We start from the raw sequence: 17,469 nt of genomic DNA on the forward strand, positions 1-17,469 counted from the left end.
CCCCACTAGCCCGGTCCGGCGCGGAGGCAAGATCACTTCCGGCCGACGGTGATCATAGTGGGGGTGCGGGGGTGCTCAGCGGGGGACTTCCGCGGCGCCTCCCTCGCGGATGCGGGCGAGCACCCGGCCGTGCAGGGCCGCCAGGCCGCCCTCGGGGACGGGCACCGGGCTGCCGGTGAGCGTGTACCACTCCTCGGCTCCGGTGTACTGGACGTCGACGCGGGCCTTCCCGCCGGGCAGGGCGCTGGTGGCGACGGTGAGGTCGCCGGTGATGACGCCGACGTCATCGGTCATCGCCCCGCCCGGTCCCGCGGTCACCTCGTCCACGAGGGGCCCGCCGGGCTGTCCGCCGGTCACCGGCTGCTGCTCGTGCTGCTCATCGGTCGCATGAGTCCAGCATGGCAGCAAGGGTGTCCTGCTCGCCCTGGGTCACGCTCAGCTTGTACACGTACTTGACGTGGGTCCAGGCGCGGGAGTACGTGCACCAGTACGTGCCCAGCGGCGGGCGCCACTGGTCCGGGCTCTGGTCGCCCTTGGCGCGGTTGGAGGCGGCGGACACGGCGATCAGCTGAGGGTTGGTCAGGTCGTTGGCGAACCGCTTGCGCTGGTCGGTGGTCCAGGAGTCGGCCCCGGACCGCCAGGCGTTGGCGAGGGGCACCATGTGGTCGATGTCGAGCTGGCCGGCCACCGTGAAGTCCTTGCCGTCGTAGGCGCTGTGCCAGCGGCCCGAGACCGAGCGGCACTGGTCGTCGGTCTTCACGTCCTGGCCGTCGCGGGCGAGGACGACCTCGCGGGTGTCGCAGGTGCCCACCTGCTTGACCCAGTGGGGGAACTTGGCACGGCTGTAGCCGGCCATCGAGTGCGGCAGCTCGACGGTGAGCCCGGCCAGCTCCTCCTTGACGACGGACGCCGCGGGCGGCTCCGGCAGGTCGTGCGGCACGGGCGGCGGCGCGGCCGAGGCCGGGACGCCGGCGGGGGCGAGGGCGGCGGACAGACACAGGGCTGCGGCAGTGGCGGCGCGGCGCCACCGGATTCGTGGGATCACAGACCAACAGATACCGGCACTCACACTCCGATATGGAACATATACCCCGGACGGCGACGTGCCGGGGTGCCCCGTTGACGCCGCGGCCGCGCAAGGCACCTCATGTTCACGGCGCGTTCGGCCGCCGGGCACCTCACGCCGGTAGGAACGCACCGTCAGGAACAGGCGAGCGAGGAGGATTCATGGCGCACGGGCCCGGATTCGGCGTGGGCAGACGAGCCGTCCTGCGAGGGGCGGCGGGCGCCGCCGCGGTCACCGCGCTGCCCGCGGCGGCCGGCGCGGCACCGGCCCTGGCGCTGTCCGGGCGGCCGGAGGCGCGCTGGGGCGTGCAGACCGGTGACGTGACGGCGTCGTCGGGCCTGGTGTGGGTGCGCGCCGACCGGCCCGCCCGGATGATCGTGGAGACCTCGGCCACGGAGTCGTTCCGCAGGGTGCGCCGCATCACGGGCCCGCTTGTCGGACCGGACACGGACTTCACCGGGCGCACCGCGCTGCACGGCCTGCCGCCCGGGGAGGAGATCCACTACCGCGTGCTGCTCGCCGACCCGGACGACCCGCGCCGCACCGGCCGCCCGGTCCCGGGCACCTTCCGCACGGCGCCCGCCCGCCGCTCGGACGTGCGCTTCCTGTGGTCCGGCGACCTGGCCGGGCAGGGCTGGGGCATCAACCCCGACCGCGGCGGCTACCGCATCTACGAGCACATGCGCCGCCTCGCGCCGGACTTCTTCCTCTGCAGCGGCGACAACATCTACGCCGACAGTCCCATCGCACCGTCCGTGACGCTGCCGGACGGCAGCACCTGGCGGAACGTCACCACGGAGGAGAAGGCGAAGGTCGCCGAGACCCTGGCCGAGTTCCGCGGCGCGTTCCGCTACAACCTCCTGGACGCCAACCTGCGCCGCTTCAACGCCGAGGTGCCCACCGTCGTCCAGTGGGACGACCACGAGGTGCACAACAACTGGTACCCGGGGCAGATCCTGGACGACGCGCGGTACGCGGAGAAGCGGATCGACGTGCTCGCCGCGCGGTCGCGGCGGGCCTTCTCGGAGTACTTCCCGCTGTCCACCCAGCGCGAGGACGGTGACGGCCGCGTCTACCGCGTCCTGCGCCACGGTCCCCTGCTGGACGTGTTCGTCCTGGACATGCGCACGTACCGGAACGCGAACTCACCGGGCCGGCAGCCCGACGACGCCCAGGGCATCCTGGGCGCCCGCCAGCTGGAGTGGCTCAAGCGGGAGCTGTCGCGCTCGCGCGCCGTGTGGAAGGTGATCGCCTCCGACATGCCGCTGGGCCTCGTGGTCACCGACGGCCCCACGGACTTCGAGGCGGTGGCCCAGGGCGACCCGGGGGCACCGCTCGGCCGCGAGCTGCAGATGGCCGAGCTGCTGCGGCACGTCAAGCACCGGCGGATCACCGGCACGGTCTGGCTGACGGCCGACGTGCACTACACCTCGGCACAGCACTACGAGCCGGAGCGGGCGGCGTTCAAGGACTTCGCGCCGTTCTGGGAATTCGTCTCGGGCCCGCTCAACGCGGGCGGCTTCCCCGCGAACAAGCTGGACGGCACGTTCGGCCCGCGCCAGGTCTTCCTCAAGGCGCCCGCCACGGCCAACGTCCCGCCCGGGCAGGGCAGTCAGTTCTTCGGCGAGGTGGCCATCGCGGGCGACAGCGGGGAGCTGACCGTGCGGCTGCGGGACGAGGAGGGCGCGGTGCTGTTCACCAAGGTGCTGCAGCCGGGGCGCGTCGGACAATGACGCTGTCGGCGGGTGGTGGGAAGGTGGGGCTGTCCGGCCGACCCGAGCGGAAGGTGGCTTGCCATGGCCGAGCAGGTGGACGTCGTCGTCATCGGGCTGGGCCCGGGCGGTGAGCACGTCGCGGGCCGGCTCGCCGACGCCGGGCTGAGCGTGGTGGGCGTCGAGGCGGAGCTGGTCGGCGGCGAGTGCCCGTACTGGGGGTGCGTGCCGAGCAAGATGATGATCCGCGCGGGGAACCTGCTGGCGGAGGCGCGGCGCGTGCCCGGCATGGCGGGGGCCGTGGGGCAGGTCGTGCCCGACTGGGCGCCGGTGGCGGCCCGGATCCGCGACGAGGCCACCGACGACTGGAACGACCAGGTGGCGGCCGACCGCTTCACCGGCAAGGGCGGCCGCCTGGTCCGCGGCCGCGGCAGGCTGGACGGCCCGCGCCGGGTGGCGGTCGAGGGCGGCGACGGCGACGGCCTGCGGTTCGAGGCCCGGCTGGGCGTGGTCCTCGCGACCGGCTCGCGACCGCAGGTCCCGCCGGTGCCGGGCCTGGCGGACGTGCCGTACTGGACGAACCGGGACGCGGTCTCGGCGAAGGAGGCGCCGCGCTCGCTGCTCGTCCTCGGCGGCGGCGCGATCGGCCTGGAGGTCGCCCAGGTCTACGCCCGCTTCGGCACGCACGTGACGGTCGTGGAGGCCGCGGACCGGCTGGCCCCGGGCGAGGAGCCGGAGGCGAGCGCCCTGCTGGCCGGGGTGCTCGGCGGGGAAGGACTCGTCCTGCGCACCGGCGCGCGGGCGGCCGGCGCGCGGCACGAGGGCGACGCGTTCGTGCTGACGCTGGAGGACGGCACGGAGCTGACGGGCGATCAACTGCTGGTGTCCACCGGCCGCCGGGTGGATGTGAGCGGCCTGGGCCTGGAGACCGTCGGCCTCGACCCCGGCGGGCGGTTCCTCGCCGTCGACGGCCGGATGCAGGCCGCGCCGGGGCTGTGGGGCGTGGGCGACGTGACGGGCCACGGCGCGTTCACGCACGTGGCGATGTACGAGGCGGAGATCGCCGTCCGCTCGGTCCTCGGCGAGCCCGGCCCCCACGCCGACTACCGGGCCCTGCCGCGGGTGACGTTCACCGACCCGGAGGTCGGTGCGGTGGGCCTGACCGAGCAACAGGCCCGCGACAAGGGGCTGCGGGTGCGCACGGGCCTCTCGCGCGTGCCGTCCTCGGCGCGCGGCTGGATCCACAAGGCCGGCAACGACGGCCTGGTCAAGCTGGTCGAGGACGCGGACCGCGGGGTGCTCGTGGGGGCGACGACGGCCGGGCCCATGGGCGGCGAAGTGCTGTACGGGCTGGCCGTGGCCGTCCAGGCGGAGGTCCCCGTGGAGTCGCTGCGGCACATGATCTACGCGTACCCGACGTTCCACCGGGGCGTCGAGGACGCGCTCGCGGCCCTCCGCGCGCGGGAGTCCTTGCCGGACGCTTAGAGGCGTCACCGGTGCGGTGACCCCCGTTGCGCCGGACCCTCGCCGTTGTCGTGCGTCGCCCTTGCGGCGGGCGCTTCTTCCCGATTCGTGAAAGTTGGTAAAAAGAACCCGCTTAACCCATCGGTCACAAGCTGTTTGTGATCACGCAACACCCCTCCGTCAGGGTGGTGCTCATGACGGACGAGACCACCGCGAAGCCCCATCGCCCCCATCACTGGCGGCGGGACCTGGTCGAGCTGGCCGCCCTGTTCACCGCGGTCACCGCCGCCGACACCATGGCCGACATCGTCATCCACGGCCCCGACGGGCCCGTTCTGCTGGCCTCCTCGGCCGCCGCCCTGCTGGCCACCACCGCCTTCCACACCTGGTGGGCGCGGCGCGGCGGCGGCCGCGGCCGTACTCCCGCGCCGGCGCCGGCCACCGCCGCGCCCGCGGCGCCGCGCACCGCCGGCTCCGCGGAGCGGCCGCGGCCGGGCGCCGCCGCGGAAGACGTCACCGGCACCGCCCTGTGGCGGATGCGCACGACCGTGCGCGACGAGCCCGGCAGCCTGGCCGCGCTGTGCACCGCCCTGGCCTGCGAGGGGGTCGACATCCTCTCCCTGCAGACGCACCCCCTGGCCGACGCCGTCGTCGACGAACTCCTGCTGCGGGCCCCGGCCGCCCTGGCCGCCACGGACCTGGCCGGCGCCGCCGCCGCGGGCGGCGGCCGCGAGACCTGGCTGGAGCGGGCCGACGCCCACGACCTCGTGGACGTCCCGACGCGGGTCCTCAACCTCGCCACCCGTACGGCGCTCGACGCCGCCGAACTCCCGCTCGCGCTGCGCCGCCTGCTCGGCCGCTGCACGATCCGCTCCGTGCCCGCCCGCTCACCGCGCGGCGGCGGCGCACCCGCCGGTCAGGTGCCGGCGGAAGGGGTGTGGGAGGAGACCGTCATGCGGCTGCGCGACCCCTCCGGCGGCTCCATCACGATCGAGCGCCCGTACCTGCCGTTCACGCCCACCGAGTTCGCCCGGGCCCGCGCCCTCGTCGAGCTCGACGCCCGGCTCGGCCCGCGCGTCCCGGCGCGCGCCGAGGTCCTGACCCTGCCCGAGGGGGGCGAGATCACCGTCCGGCGCGCGGACACCGGCGACCTCGCCGCGGCGCGCGCCATGCACGAGCGCTGCTCCGCCGCGACGCTCGCCCAGCGCTACCACGGGCCCGTGGGCGACGCCGACCGCTACCTGCGCCACCTGCTGAGCCCGCGCTTCGGCCGCACCCTGGCCGCCTACACCGCGACGGGCCGCCTCGTCGCGCTGGGCCACCTGCTGTGGGACGGCGACGAGACGGAGGTCGCCCTGCTCGTCGAGGACGACTGGCAGCGGCGCGGCGTCGGCGGCGAACTCCTGGGCCGCCTGGTGGACCTGGCCGTGGCGGACGGCTGCCGCAGCGTCTACGCCGTCACGCGGTCCTCCAACACGGGCATGGTCACGGCCATGCGCGCCCTGGACCTGCCGCTGGACTACCAGGTCGAGGAGGGCACGCTCGTCATCACCGTCCGGCTCGCCCCGGCCCGCATTCCGGCACTCCCGCCCGCACCCTGACATTCCGCCCGCGCGCCGGGCACGTACCCGGAAATTGCCGGTGACGCGCCGCACCCCGCCGTATGAGGATGTCCGCATGCCGAACGACACGAGCACGTTGCTTCCCCGCCAGGTCGCCGACGCCTACGTCGACGCCTATACCGAACTCGACCCCATCACGGGCACCTTCCTGGGAGTGCCAGCCTCCGCGACCCGGCTGCCGGACTTCTCCCCCGCGGGCCAGCAGGCCGTCGCCGACCTCGCGCGCACCACGCTCGACCGCCTCGCCGAGGCCGAGCGGCAGCCCGGCGCCGACGCCGGCATCGAGCGGCGCTGCGCGCGGCTGCTGCGCGAGCGCCTGACCGCGCAGCTCGCGGTGCACGAGGCGGACGAGCACCTGCGCGCCGTCAGCAACATCCACTCGCCGCTGCACTCGGTGCGCGAGGTGTTCACCGTCATGCCGGCGGAGACCGCGGAGGACTGGTCGGCGATCGCCGAGCGGCTGCGGGCCGTGCCCGCGGCCCTGGAGGGCTACCGGGCCTCGCTCGCCGAAGGCCTGGAGCGCAAGCTGCCCGCCGGCCCGCGCCAGGTCGCCACCAACCTCACGCAGCTGGAGGAGTGGATCGGCACCGGCAACGGCTGGTTCGGCGACTTCACGGCGGACGGCCCGCAGGAGCTGCGCGCCGAGCTGGACGCGGCGGCGGCCGCCGCGACGGGCGCCCTCGTCGTGCTGCGCGACTGGCTGCGCGACGTCTACGCGCCGGGCGTCGAGGGGGCGCCGGAGGTCGTCGGCCGCGAGCGCTACGCCCGCTGGTCGCGCTACTGGAACGGCACGGACCTCGACCTCGACGAGGCGTACGCGTACGGCTGGTCGGAGTTCCACCGCCTCCTCGGCGAGATGCGCACCGAGGCGGAGAAGGTGCTGCCCGGCGCGAAGACGCCGTGGGAGGCGCTGGCCCACCTCGACGAGCACGGCACGCACATCGAGGGCGTCGAGGAGGTGCGGGTCTGGCTGCAGAAGCTGATGGACGAGGCGATCGAGGCGCTGGACGGCACCCACTTCGATCTGGCGGAGCGGGTCAAGAAGGTCGAGTCCCGCATCGCGCCGCCCGGCGGCGCGGCGGCCCCGTACTACACCGAGCCGTCCGAGGACTTCTCCCGGCCGGGCCGCACCTGGCTGCCGACGATGGGCCAGACCCGCTTCCCCGTCTACGACCTGGTGTCCACCTGGTACCACGAGGGCGTGCCCGGCCACCACCTCCAGCTCGCGCAGTGGATGCACGTGGCGGAGCGGCTCTCGCGCTACCAGGTCACCCTGGGCGGGGTCAGCGCCAACTGCGAGGGCTGGGCGCTGTACGCGGAGCGGCTCATGGACGAGCTGGGCTTCCTCACGGACGCCGAGCGCCGGCTGGGCTACCTCGACGCCCAGATGATGCGCTCCACCCGCGTGATCGTGGACATCGGCATGCACCTGGAGCTGGAGATCCCCCAGGACTCCCCCTTCCACCCGGGCGAGCGCTGGACGCCGGAGCTGGCGCAGGAGTTCTTCGGCATGCACAGCGGGCGTCCGGCGGACTTCGTCGAGAGCGAGGTCGTCCGCTACCTCGGCATGGCGGGCCAGGCGACCGGCTACAAGCTGGGCGAGCGGGCCTGGCTGGCCGGCCGCGAGGCGGCCCGCGCCGCGCACGGCGACGCGTTCGACGCGAAGGCCTGGCACATGGCGGCGCTGTCGCAGGGCTCGCTGGGCCTGGACGACCTGGTGGCGGAGCTGTCCGCGCTGTGACGGTGCGGGGGGCGGGCCTGCCGGCCCGCCCCCCTGCCCGCGGATCCGTCAGATGCGCCAGGTGCGGATGCGGTCGGCGCACTCGTAGACGTCGACGCGGTACTCCTTGATGTCGCGCGCGAGGTCGACTATCGACCCGTACGGCGGGTCGATGCCCTCGCCCGCCGCGGCCATGTAGGCGACGACGACCATGCAGGCGTACAGGCTGCTGCGCACGGGCAGCGGCTGCAGCCGGACGAGGGTGTGCATGAGGGCGGCCGCGCGCCAGGCCGCGTCGGGCTCGTGGTCGAACTTGGCCACGTCGAAGGCGTGCCGGGAGACGGCGGCGGCGAGGGCGGTGTAGTCGTGGACGGCGGGCTCTTCGTACAGCTTCTGCTCCTGGACTCCCAGGAGCCAGGGCAGGTCGATGAGCAGCGGCATCAGGCGGCGGCACCGCCCGTGGACGGGGGAGCCTCCTCGGGGAAGGCGGCGTCGAACTCCGCCATGTGCTCGTTCCAGAACTCGGCGGCGCGCTCCACGAAGCGGCGGCGCTGCTGCTCGCGCACGGACAGGTCGTGCACGTACGCCTTGATGCTCTTGCCGTCCGCGGCAGCGGCCTCGCGGATGGCCGCGAGCTCCTCTTCCGTGAATTCGATGTTGAGTGCCGGCATGGCACCACGGTACCGGCCGAGCACCGCGGGCGGCAGCGCCCCGGGCGGACTTCGCGGCGGTGCGCCGCCCGGCCGGTCAGCAGCCGCAGTCGTCCGCGCCGAGCGGGGCGGTCAGCGGGTCCGGCGGGAGCTGCCGGGTGCCGTCGGCGGTCTCCACGGCGTAGCCCTCGCGAATCCAGTACTCGATGCCGCCCAGCATCTCCTTGACGCGGTAGCCGAGCCGGGCGAGGGCCAGGGCCGCGCGGGTGGCGCCGTCGCAGCCGGGGCCCCAGCAGTAGACGACGACGGGGACGGCGGGGTCGAGGAACTGCCCGGCCAGCTGCGGGATCTGCGCCGTGGGCAGGTGGACGGCGCCGGGGACGCGGCCCTGGTCCCAGGCCTCGGTGGAGCGCGAGTCCACGACGACGAAGTCGCGGGCGCCGGCGGCGAGGGCCGCGTGCACGTCGGCGGCGTCGGTGTGGAAGGCGAGGCGCGCGGCGAAGTAGGCGGCGGCCTCGGCGGAGGGGGCGGGCGGCACGGCCGTGACACGGCTCGCGGGGACTGCGGCGGGGGCAGGAGCAGTGGTGGTCATGGCAGTGAATCTACGGTCCGAGATCACCGAGCAGAACCGTCAATCCTCGGCAAAACTCTTGAGTTACCGGTGATTTCACTGTTAGACATCGCCCATGACCGGCTATTCCCCTGACGCCACCGACTGGCGCATCCTCGACGCCCTGCAGCACAACGGACGCGTCGGCTACGCCGAGCTGGCGCGGATCGTGAACATGTCCTCCAGCGCGGTCACCGAGCGGGTGCGCAGACTGGAGGAGGCCGGCGTCATCGGCGGCTACACGGCCGTGGTCGACCCCGAGAAGCTGGGCATGCCCGTCCTCGCCTTCGTCCGGCTGCGCTACCCCAACGGGAACTACAAGCCCTTCCACGACCTGCTGGACTGCACGCCGGAGATCCTGGAGGCCCACCACGTCACCGGCGACGACTGCTTCATGATCAAGGTCGCGGCCCGGTCGATGCGGCACCTGGAGGAGGTCTCGGGCCGGATCGGCGCCCTGGGGTCGGTGACCACCAGCGTCGTCTACTCCTCCCCGCTCCCCCGGCGCGCGATCGGTCACTGAAGGCCGGGCCTCCGTGAGGGCCCGGCCTTCGACGGCCCGTTCCGGTCCCGGGCCCCCGCCGGGGCCCCTCGAAGCGCCGGTCAGGCGTCGCTCCGGCTCGTCGTCGCCCACGGGCCGGAGGCCACGACGCCGCGGTGCGTTCAGCCGTGCCCGCCGCCGGCGAGTTCGTGCCGCACCGTCGAGCCCGACCGGCCCTTGACCACCCGCAGCTGGGCGGGCACGCGCCGGCGCAGGTCGGCGACGTGGCTGACGATGCCGACGGCGCGGTCCCGCTCGCGCAGCGCGTCCAGGACGTCCAGCACCTCGTCCAGGGTCTGCTCGTCCAGGCTGCCGAAGCCCTCGTCGATGAAGAGGGTGTCCAGCCGTACGCCGCCCGCCTCCTCGGTGACGACGTCGGCGAGGCCGAGCGCGAGGGCGAGGGAGACGAAGAAGGTCTCGCCGCCGGAGAGGGTGGCGGTGTCGCGCTCCTTGCCCGTCCAGTGGTCGATCACGTGCAGGCCCAGTCCCGAGCGGGCGTTGCCGCCGGCCCGGGCGTCGGAGTGGACGAGCGTGTAGCGGCCGGCGGACATGCGCCGGAGCCGGGCGGTCGCGGCGGCCGCGACCTGTTCGAGGCGGGCGGCCAGGACGTACGACTCCAGGCGCATCCGGCGTTCGTTGCGCGTGGACGTGCCCGCGGCGAGCCCGGCGAGCTCGGCGACGCGGTGGTGCTCCTCGCGGAGCGGGGCGAGGCGGCGGGCGTCCCGGAGGGCTTCGGCGGAGAGGCGGTCCAGATCCTGGCAGCGGGTGCGGGCGGCGACCTCGGCGACGGAGGCGTCACGGAGCCGGGCGGCGGCCGTGGCGAGGGCTTCGGCGGCCGCCCCGGGGTCGGCGGCGGGCCGTGCGGCGGCGTCCTCGGCAGCGGGGTCGGCGAGGGCCTCGGCCACGGCGGCCTCCTCGCGGGCCCGGGCGTCGAGCCGCTCCTGCAACTCCCGGCGGGCCGCCGCGCCGAGCACGGCCTCCTCCGCGAGCGCGGGGTTGCCGAAGCCGGCGCGGAAGGCGGCGTCGGCGAGCCGGGCGTCGGCCTCCTTCAGCCGGGCGGCCGCGTCCGCAGCGGCGCGGACCATCTCGACCGCGCCGGCGAGGAGCTCCAGCTGCCGTTCCAGGTGGGCGGCCCTGCGGGCGACGGACTCCTCCCCGCCGCGGGCCCGGGCCAGCTCCTCCTCCAGGGCGGCCAGGTCGCGGTCGAGCTGTTCGCGGCGGGTGGTGCGCGCGGCGGCCCGCGTCAGGGCGGCCTGCCGGGCCTCGCGGCGCAGGTCGTGCTCGCGCTCGGCCTGCCGGAGGGCCTCCTGGGCCGCGTGCAGGTCCGCGCCCGCGGCGCGCGCCTCGGCCAGGGAGCGGCCGAGGTCGCCGGCGAGCGCTTCGAGCTCGGCGGCCGTGGCCCCGCCCGCGTCGGCCTCGGCGCGGGCGAGGGCGTCGCGGAGCCCCTGGAGTTCGCGGGCGGCCTCCTCCCGTACGCCGTCGGCGCGCTGGAAGGCGGCCAGTGCGGCCTCCTCGTCGGCGCGGTCGACCCGGCCGGCCGCGGCGCGCGCCGGGTCGGGGTGCTCGGTGGCTCCGCAGACCTTGCAGGCCACGCCGGGTGCGAGCGCGCCCGCGAGCTCGGCGGCGATGCCGTCCAGGCGGCGTTCCTTGACGTCGAGCCAGGTGGTGCGGGCCGTGACGGCCCGCTCCCGGGCGCCGGTCAGCCGCTGCTCTGCCGCGGCGGCGGCGCCGGTGAGGCGGTCGCGGTCGCGGGCGGCGGCCAGGCGGGTGCGGACGGGGCCGGTGTCGGCCTCCAGCCGGACGGCCCGGGCGGCTTCGGCGCGCGCGGTCTCGACGCGCCGTTCGCAGGCGGCGCGCAGCGACTCCCAGCCGTCGAGCCAGCCGGTCAGCTCGGCGAGCTCGTCCTCGCCGGCGCGGGCCTCGCGCTCCAGCTCGCGCTGCTGCACCCCGATCGCGGCGGCGCGCTCCTCCGCGCGGCGGGCGGCGGACAGGGAGCCGAGCTCCTCGCGGAGCTGCCGCTCCAGTGCGGCGAGCTGCTCGCCGCCCGCGTCCCGCAGCTCCTCGGGGAGCGCGGCGCGGACCCGCTGTTCGGCGGCGGCGGCCGCGCGGTGGGCGCGCTCGGCTTCGGCGCGCATCTCCAGGACGGGGACGACGGTGTCGGCGGCGCGGGCCCGCCGCATCCGCTCGCGGGCGGCCTCGTGCGCGTCGTGCTGTGCGGCGAGGGCGTCGGCGCGTCGGCGCGCCTCGGCGTGCCGGTGCTGGAGCCGGGCGAGTTCGCGTACGGCGTCGGCGTGTTCCTGGGCGGCCCGGTGGGCGTCCTCGGCGGTGCGGGCGGCGACGGCGGCGACGTCCCGCCGTTCCCGGGCGTTGCTGCGGGCGAGGGCGGCCCACTCCAGGACGGCCTCGGCGAGCCCGGGGTCGCCGGGGGCGAGCGGGGCGGTGACGGCGCCGCGCTGGGCGGGAAGAGAGGCGGCGGGCGTACGGCCGGATGCCGAACTACGGGTCCGGGCCCCGGCGGCTGCCGCCGCGGCCCCGGTGGCCGTGCCTGCCGTGCGGGCTCCGGCCTTCGCGCCGGACCCCGCGGCCGTTCTCCTCGTGCCGGGCGCGGCCCCGTGCGCCGCCGCCGTGGCCGGGTCAGGGGTGGCGACCTCCGGGAGCGTCGGATCGGCGGCGGCCTGCCGCATCCGGTGGGCGAGGGCGAGCAGCCCGTCGTCGCCGGCCCGTACGCCGGCCTCCGCGGCACGGCGCAGCTCCGCGAGCCGCTTCTCGACGGCGGCGAAGCGGCCGGTGTCGAAGAGCTTGCCGAGCAGTTCGCCGCGGGCGGTGTCCCTGGCGCCGAGGAAGCGGGCGAACTCGCCCTGGGGCAGGAGGACGACCTGGCAGAACTGCTCCCGGCTCATGCCGAGGAGCTGCTTGACCTCCTCGCCGATCTCCTGGTGGGAGCGGCTGAGCGCCTCCCACCTGCCGTCGCGGTGTTCGCGCAGCTCGCTGGCGGCCCGCTCCTTGGTGTAGCCGGTGCCCTTCTTCTTGGGGCGCAGCTGCTCGGGGCGCCGTGTGATCTCCAGGCGGCGGCCGCCGACGGTGAGGTCGAGGACGACCTGGGTGCGGGTGTCGTGGCCGGCGTGGTCGCTGCGCAGCACGGGGCTGCCGGCGGTGCCCTGGCGGGCGCCGGGCACCTCGTTGTAGAGGGCGTAGCAGACGGCGTCGAGGACGGAGGTCTTGCCGGCGCCGGTGGGGCCGTGGAAGAGGAAGAGCCCGTCGGCGGACAGCGCGTCGAAGTCGATGTGCTGGGTGCCGCCGAAGGGGCCGAACGCGGTGATCGTCAGCCGGTGCAGCCTCATCGGGCGCCCGCCTCCTCGGTGGTCCCGGCGGTCTCGGTGGTCTGGCCGGTCTCGCTCTCGCCGAGCCGTACGTGGTCGAGGGCGGCGGTGAGGATGCCGCGTTCGCGGTCGTCGGCGGCGAGCCCGCCGCGGACGTGGGCCACGAAGTCCTCGGCGATCTCCTGGTCGCTGCGGTCGCGCAGTCTGCGGGCGTAGGAGGCGAGGGGGTCCTGCGGTGAGCGCTCGGGGTCCAGGACGAGGCTGAGCACGTGCGGGAAGCGCTCGGCGAGGCGGGCCATGGGCTCGTCGGGGCGGTGCGGGTCGGTGAGGGTGGCCTCGACCCACGCGTCCTCGTGCCGGGCGAGCGCGGGGTCGCGGAGCAGGTCGTCGAGGCGGCCGCGGATGCGGGCGAGGGGGCGCGGCACGGGGCAGTCGATCCGCTCGGCGGTGAGGTCGCCGCCGGGGCCGAGGTCGACGAGCCACATGGTCTTGCGGTGGTCGGCCTCGGAGAAGGAGTAGGCCAGCGGCGAGCCGGAGTAGCGCACGCGCTCGGTGATCGTCTGGCAGCCGTGGAGGTGGCCGAGGGCGGCGTAGTCGACGCCGTCGAAGACGGCGGCGGGGACCTGGGCGACGCCGCCGACGGTGATGTCGCGCTCGCTGTCGCTGGCGGTGCCGCCGGTGACGAAGGCATGGGCGAGGACGACGGAGCGGGTGCCGGCGGGCCGCGCGGCGAGGTCGGCGCGGACCCGGTCCATGGCGGCCGTGAGCACGTCCGTGTGGGTGGGGCGGTCGGCGCCGAGCTCCTCGCGGACGAGGGCGGGCTCCAGGTAGGGCAGGCCGTAGAAGGCGACGTCGCCGTGGGCGTCGGCGAGGACGACGGGGGTGCCCACGCCTGCAGGGTCGGTGCGCAGGTGGATGCCGGCGCGGTCGATGAGTCCGGCGCCGACGCCCAGGCGGCGGGCCGAGTCGTGGTTGCCGGAGATCATGACCGTGGGCACGCCGAGGTCCGCGAGCCGGTGCAGCGCCTCGTCGAAGAGGGCGACGGCGCCGAGCGGGGGGACGGCCCGGTCGTGGACGTCGCCCGCGACGAGCACCACGTCCACCTGCTGCTCCCGGACGGTGCGCACGAGGTGGCCGAGGAAGGCGCGCTGGGCGTCGAGCAGGTTCACGCGGTGGAACGAGCGGCCCAGGTGCCAGTCGGACGTATGCAGGATCCTCACGGGCCCCAAGTGTTCCATCCTCGGGCGGGTGGCCGGGCATGGCCCCGATGGGTGTACCGGACGGGCGGGGCCGCCACCCCGCTGAAAAGATCCGGAAATATGCGACTTGTACGGAATTCTCTTGCGCGGCGCCGGGCCGCCCGCCATCCCATATGCCGCCCCGCCGGGCCCCGCCGCACCCGGGGTCCCCTCGCCCTCATCGTGGCCGCGCTCCTGCTGTTCGCCTGCGCCGCCGCGTGCGCGACGACCGGGGACGCCGCCCTGCCCGGGGTCCGCGAGGCCCAGGACATGGCCGGCCGTGGGCAGCCGAGGGGGCAGGCCCGCCAGCCGGTGCAGAAACAGGAGGAACGGGAGCAGCGGGAGGACGAGCAGCAGGCGCCGGCGCCGCCGAAGCTCAAGCAGACCCCCGAGCAGCGGCTGGCCGCCGCGCAGCGCTGGGGCCTGGACCAGGCCCCGCTCGTCGCGCCGCCCCCGCCGCGGGACAAGCCCCGGCTGACGACGCCGGAGTGGGCCGACCAGGGGCCGGACCTGATCCCCGCGCCCGCCCACGTGCCGACCGACCAGAAGATCGCGTTCCTGACGATCGACGACGGAGCGGCGAAGGACCGGGAGTTCCTGGACATGGTGCGGGAGCTGCAGATCCCGCTGAGCGCCTTCCTCACCGACGAGTCCGCGGCCGAGGACTACGGCTACTTCCGCGACCTGCACGCGCTGGGCGTCTCGATCCAGAACCACACGCTGCACCACCCGCAGATGAACCACATCTCCGAGGACGAGCAGTACACGGAGATCTGCGGTCAGCAGGACATCCTGGAGCGCGAGATCGGCGTCCGGCCGACGCTCTTCCGGCCGCCCTTCGGCGACTTCGACGCCGACACCCTCGCCGTCGCCGAGGAGTGCGGCGCGCGGGCCGCGCCCCTGTGGAACGAGGAGGCCTTCGCGGACCGGATGGACTTCCGCCACGACGACCAGCGCTTCCACCCCGGCGACATCATCCTCACCCACTTCAACGGGCCCAAGGCGTGGGGCGGCACCATGTGCGACATGCTGCGCACCGTGCTGCGCAAGGTCACGGAGCAGGGCTACGCGCTGGCCCGGCTGGAGGACTACGCGTAAGGCGGAGGCGAGGGCCAGGGCTCGGGTGACGGCTGGGGCGAGGGCTCAGGCGAGGGCTCAGGCGTCCCCGTACGCCTCGCCGCCGAGTTCGAGGCGGGCGGTGCCGGCCGTGGTGTCCGCGAGCCAGGCGCGGAAGCCCTCGACGTCCGCCTCGGGCAGCCCCACCTCGATCCGCACGTCCGCGCCGTAGCGCACCTCGCGCACGGCGCGGCCCGTCGCCCGCAGGTCGTTCTCCAGCTTCCCGGCGCGCTGGTGGTCGACCGTGACGGACGCGAGCCGGAAGCGCTGGCGGGTGACGGTCCCGAGCACGTCCAGCGCCTCGCCGACCACGCCCCCGTACGCGCGGATCAGCCCGCCCGCGCCGAGCTTGACACCGCCGAAGTAGCGGGTGACGACCGCGACGACGTAGCGCACCTCGCGGCGGACCAGCATCTGCAGCATCGGCACGCCGGCCGTGCCGCCCGGCTCGCCGTCGTCGCTCGCCTTCTGCACGCCGCCGTCGGCGCCCAGGACGTAGGCGAAGCAGTGGTGGCGGGCGGTGGGGTGCTCCTTGCGGATGCGCGCGACGAACGCCTGCGCCTCCTCCTCCGTGGCGGCGGGCGCGAGCGCGCAGATGAAGCGCGACTTGCTGATCTCGATCTCGTGCTCGCCCTCGCGCGCGACCGTCCGGTACTGCTCCGTCATCCCGACAGCCTATGCGCCGCTCCGGGAATGGTGACGGCGGGATGATCGTTGAGCGGGCATGTACGCGGAACCGGGGATCATCCGGAAGATCATCGAGGAGACCGGCGACACGTGGGCGCTGGTCGGTCTGTCGTCCAACCGGCAGCGGGCGGCCTACGGCGTCGCCGAGGTGCTGCGGCGCCACGGCAAGCGCGTGGTGCCGGTGCACCCGAAGGCCGAGGCGGTCCACGGCGAGCAGGGCTATGCCTCCCTCGCGGACATCCCCTTCCCGGTCGACGTGGTGGACGTCTTCGTCAACAGCGGCCTCGCGGGCCCCGTCGCGGACGAGGCCGTCGCGATCGGAGCGAAGGCGGTCTGGTTCCAGCTGGGGGTGGTCGACGAGGCGGCGTACGAGCGGACCCGCGCGGCCGGCCTGGACATGGTGATGGACCGGTGCCCGGCGATCGAGCTGGATGCGATGCGGGTACGGGACGCCCGCGGCGCGCGCCCGGTCGGGGAACCGCTCGCCTGACGGCCGGGGCCGCCCGTGCCGGCCGCGCTACCCCGCAGGGGCCGTGCGCTAGCGTCGCTTCATGATCAAGGCTAGGTCGGCGACCCATGAGGACGCCGCGGAAATAGTCCGGCTGCGCCGGCTGATGTTCGCCGCGATGAACGGCGACGACGCCCGGGGCGACTGGGAGCGCACGGCCGAGGAGCAGGTGCGCCGGCAGCTCTCGGCACATCCGTGCCTGCTCGGGGCCTTCGTCGTGGACGGCGATCCGGCGCCGGGCGCGCCGCCGCACCTGGCGGCGTGCGCCGTGGGCCGGGTGGAGGAGCGGATGGCGGCACCCGGGCACCCGGAGGGGCGGTTCGGCTTCGTCTTCACCGTGTCCACCGACGAGCGCTACCGGGGGCGCGGCCTCGCGCGGGCGACGACGGAGGCGCTGCTGGACTGGTTCGCCGGGCAGGGCGTCACGCGCGTCGACCTGCACGCGACGCCGGACGCCGAACCCCTCTACCGGAGCCTGGGGTTCGCCGAGCACTCGCTCGCGCTGTCGCTGGACGTGTCGGCGCGGGCGGCGCGGGCCTGACGGAGGCGCCCGCGGTCAGTGCGCGGGCGCGATGGCGACGGCCATCGTCATCTCCACCGGCACGTCACCGGCGTTGCGGTAGGTGTGGGGCACGCTCGACTCGAACGCCGCCGAGGTGCCGGCGGGCACGGTGTGCTCCTCGTCGTCCACGACGAGGGTGAGCTCGCCGGCGGTGACGGTGATCAGTTCGAGCGTGCCGGGCGGGTGCGGGTCGGACGCGCTGACGTCGCCGGGGGCGATGCGCCAGTCCCACAGCTCGACCGGGCCGCGGCCCTGGGCGCCGACGAGCAGGGTGGTGTGGCTGCCCGCCTCCGTCGACCACATGCGCACCGCCTCCTCCCTGGGCACGAGGCGGACGCGGGTGACCTGCTCCTGGTCGAGGAGCGTGGTGATGCTGACGCCGAGGGCGTCGGCGAGCTTGACGGTCGTGCCCACGCTGGGGTTCGTCCGGGCCTGCTCGATCTGGATGATCATGCCGCGGCTGACCCCCGAGCGGGCCGCGAGGGCGTCGAGGGTGAGGTGGCGCTCGGCGCGCCAGCGCTTGAGGTTGCGGGCGAGTGACTGGGTGAGCCGGTCGAGGTCCGTCGCCATCTCCGCCGTCTTCCGTCGAATATATTTGATGCCGAAGTCAAAGATAGTGAACTACGGTGTGCTGCACCGCACTGTTCACCACA

Annotated in this window: 17 protein-coding genes; 8 read left to right on the plus strand and 9 right to left on the minus strand. The window is 75.1% G+C overall.

Annotated features, from left to right (window positions below; genetic code table 11):
• Positions 1-75: 75 nt before the first annotated feature.
• Complete coding sequence (locus tag ACOTKD_RS11150) at positions 76-294, minus strand: hypothetical protein (protein WP_367136867.1); 219 nt, start codon at positions 292-294, stop codon at positions 76-78.
• Positions 295-376: 82 nt separating this feature from the next.
• Entirely contained in the window at positions 377-1,042 is a 666-nt protein-coding gene (locus ACOTKD_RS11155; protein WP_424888809.1) for an HNH endonuclease family protein, read from the minus strand.
• Between the two features lie 185 nt (positions 1,043-1,227).
• Between ACOTKD_RS11155 and ACOTKD_RS11160 the strand changes: the two genes are divergently transcribed.
• The 4 genes from ACOTKD_RS11160 to ACOTKD_RS11175 all read left to right on the plus strand — a co-directional run bounded on the left by ACOTKD_RS11160 (position 1,228) and on the right by ACOTKD_RS11175 (position 7,605).
• Positions 1,228-2,799 carry an alkaline phosphatase D family protein gene (locus ACOTKD_RS11160; protein WP_424888725.1) on the plus strand — a complete coding sequence of 524 codons (1,572 nt, stop codon included), beginning with the start codon at positions 1,228-1,230 and terminating at the stop codon, positions 2,797-2,799.
• A 63-nt stretch (positions 2,800-2,862) separates the two neighbouring features.
• Positions 2,863-4,263 (plus strand): dihydrolipoyl dehydrogenase family protein, encoded by a 1,401-nt coding sequence (locus ACOTKD_RS11165; protein ID WP_424888726.1) that lies wholly within the window; start codon positions 2,863-2,865, stop codon positions 4,261-4,263.
• A gap of 173 nt (positions 4,264-4,436) precedes the next feature.
• Positions 4,437-5,843: an N-acetyltransferase family protein gene (locus ACOTKD_RS11170; RefSeq protein WP_424888727.1), complete on the plus strand. Its 1,407-nt coding sequence runs from the start codon at positions 4,437-4,439 to the stop codon at positions 5,841-5,843.
• A gap of 76 nt (positions 5,844-5,919) precedes the next feature.
• Positions 5,920-7,605 (plus strand): DUF885 domain-containing protein, encoded by a 1,686-nt coding sequence (locus ACOTKD_RS11175; RefSeq protein WP_424888728.1) that lies wholly within the window; start codon positions 5,920-5,922, stop codon positions 7,603-7,605.
• Positions 7,606-7,653: 48 nt separating this feature from the next.
• On the opposite strand, the gene ACOTKD_RS11180 is transcribed toward ACOTKD_RS11175, so the two are convergent.
• From ACOTKD_RS11180 to ACOTKD_RS11190, 3 genes are all read right to left on the minus strand, one after another.
• Positions 7,654-8,025 carry a hypothetical protein gene (locus tag ACOTKD_RS11180; protein ID WP_030364379.1) on the minus strand — a complete coding sequence of 124 codons (372 nt, stop codon included), beginning with the start codon at positions 8,023-8,025 and terminating at the stop codon, positions 7,654-7,656.
• Positions 8,025-8,255: a hypothetical protein gene (locus ACOTKD_RS11185; protein WP_424888729.1), complete on the minus strand. Its 231-nt coding sequence runs from the start codon at positions 8,253-8,255 to the stop codon at positions 8,025-8,027. The genes ACOTKD_RS11180 and ACOTKD_RS11185 overlap by 1 nt, the downstream gene beginning before the upstream one ends.
• A gap of 76 nt (positions 8,256-8,331) precedes the next feature.
• Positions 8,332-8,826 carry a rhodanese-like domain-containing protein gene (locus ACOTKD_RS11190; protein ID WP_424888730.1) on the minus strand — a complete coding sequence of 165 codons (495 nt, stop codon included), beginning with the start codon at positions 8,824-8,826 and terminating at the stop codon, positions 8,332-8,334.
• Positions 8,827-8,920: 94 nt separating this feature from the next.
• Between ACOTKD_RS11190 and ACOTKD_RS11195 the strand changes: the two genes are divergently transcribed.
• Entirely contained in the window at positions 8,921-9,367 is a 447-nt protein-coding gene (locus tag ACOTKD_RS11195; protein ID WP_424888731.1) for an Lrp/AsnC family transcriptional regulator, read from the plus strand.
• 140 nt (positions 9,368-9,507) lie between these two features.
• Here the strand turns inward: ACOTKD_RS11195 and ACOTKD_RS11200 are convergent, their stop codons facing one another.
• Together ACOTKD_RS11200 and ACOTKD_RS11205 are read right to left on the minus strand one after the other, a co-directional pair.
• Positions 9,508-12,726, minus strand: a complete 3,219-nt coding sequence (locus ACOTKD_RS11200; RefSeq protein WP_424888732.1) for an AAA family ATPase — start codon at positions 12,724-12,726, stop codon at positions 9,508-9,510.
• A complete protein-coding gene (locus ACOTKD_RS11205) occupies positions 12,723-13,925 on the minus strand; it encodes an exonuclease SbcCD subunit D (RefSeq protein ID WP_424888733.1) in 1,203 nt (400 codons plus the stop codon). Before ACOTKD_RS11205 ends, ACOTKD_RS11200 begins: the two co-directional genes overlap by 4 nt.
• A gap of 201 nt (positions 13,926-14,126) precedes the next feature.
• Here ACOTKD_RS11205 and ACOTKD_RS11210 point away from each other — a divergent pair, with 201 nt between their 5' ends.
• Positions 14,127-15,041, plus strand: coding sequence for a polysaccharide deacetylase family protein (locus ACOTKD_RS11210; protein WP_424888734.1), 915 nt, complete (start codon positions 14,127-14,129; stop codon positions 15,039-15,041).
• Between the two features lie 57 nt (positions 15,042-15,098).
• Here the strand turns inward: ACOTKD_RS11210 and ACOTKD_RS11215 are convergent, their stop codons facing one another.
• The gene (locus tag ACOTKD_RS11215) at positions 15,099-15,725 is read right to left on the minus strand and encodes a YigZ family protein (protein ID WP_424888735.1); all 627 of its coding nucleotides are present in this window, start codon (positions 15,723-15,725) and stop codon (positions 15,099-15,101) included.
• A gap of 58 nt (positions 15,726-15,783) precedes the next feature.
• Here ACOTKD_RS11215 and ACOTKD_RS11220 point away from each other — a divergent pair, with 58 nt between their 5' ends.
• Both ACOTKD_RS11220 and ACOTKD_RS11225 read left to right on the plus strand, forming a co-directional pair.
• Positions 15,784-16,236 (plus strand): CoA-binding protein, encoded by a 453-nt coding sequence (locus tag ACOTKD_RS11220; protein WP_424888736.1) that lies wholly within the window; start codon positions 15,784-15,786, stop codon positions 16,234-16,236.
• A gap of 61 nt (positions 16,237-16,297) precedes the next feature.
• Positions 16,298-16,795 carry a GNAT family N-acetyltransferase gene (locus ACOTKD_RS11225; protein ID WP_424888737.1) on the plus strand — a complete coding sequence of 166 codons (498 nt, stop codon included), beginning with the start codon at positions 16,298-16,300 and terminating at the stop codon, positions 16,793-16,795.
• 15 nt (positions 16,796-16,810) lie between these two features.
• Here the strand turns inward: ACOTKD_RS11225 and ACOTKD_RS11230 are convergent, their stop codons facing one another.
• Positions 16,811-17,386, minus strand: a complete 576-nt coding sequence (locus ACOTKD_RS11230; RefSeq protein WP_424888738.1) for a helix-turn-helix domain-containing protein — start codon at positions 17,384-17,386, stop codon at positions 16,811-16,813.
• Positions 17,387-17,469 lie beyond the last annotated feature (83 nt).

It is taken from the genome of Streptomyces sp. XH2, assembly GCF_049725035.1.
Lineage (GTDB): Bacteria > Actinomycetota > Actinomycetes > Streptomycetales > Streptomycetaceae > Streptomyces > Streptomyces roseoverticillatus.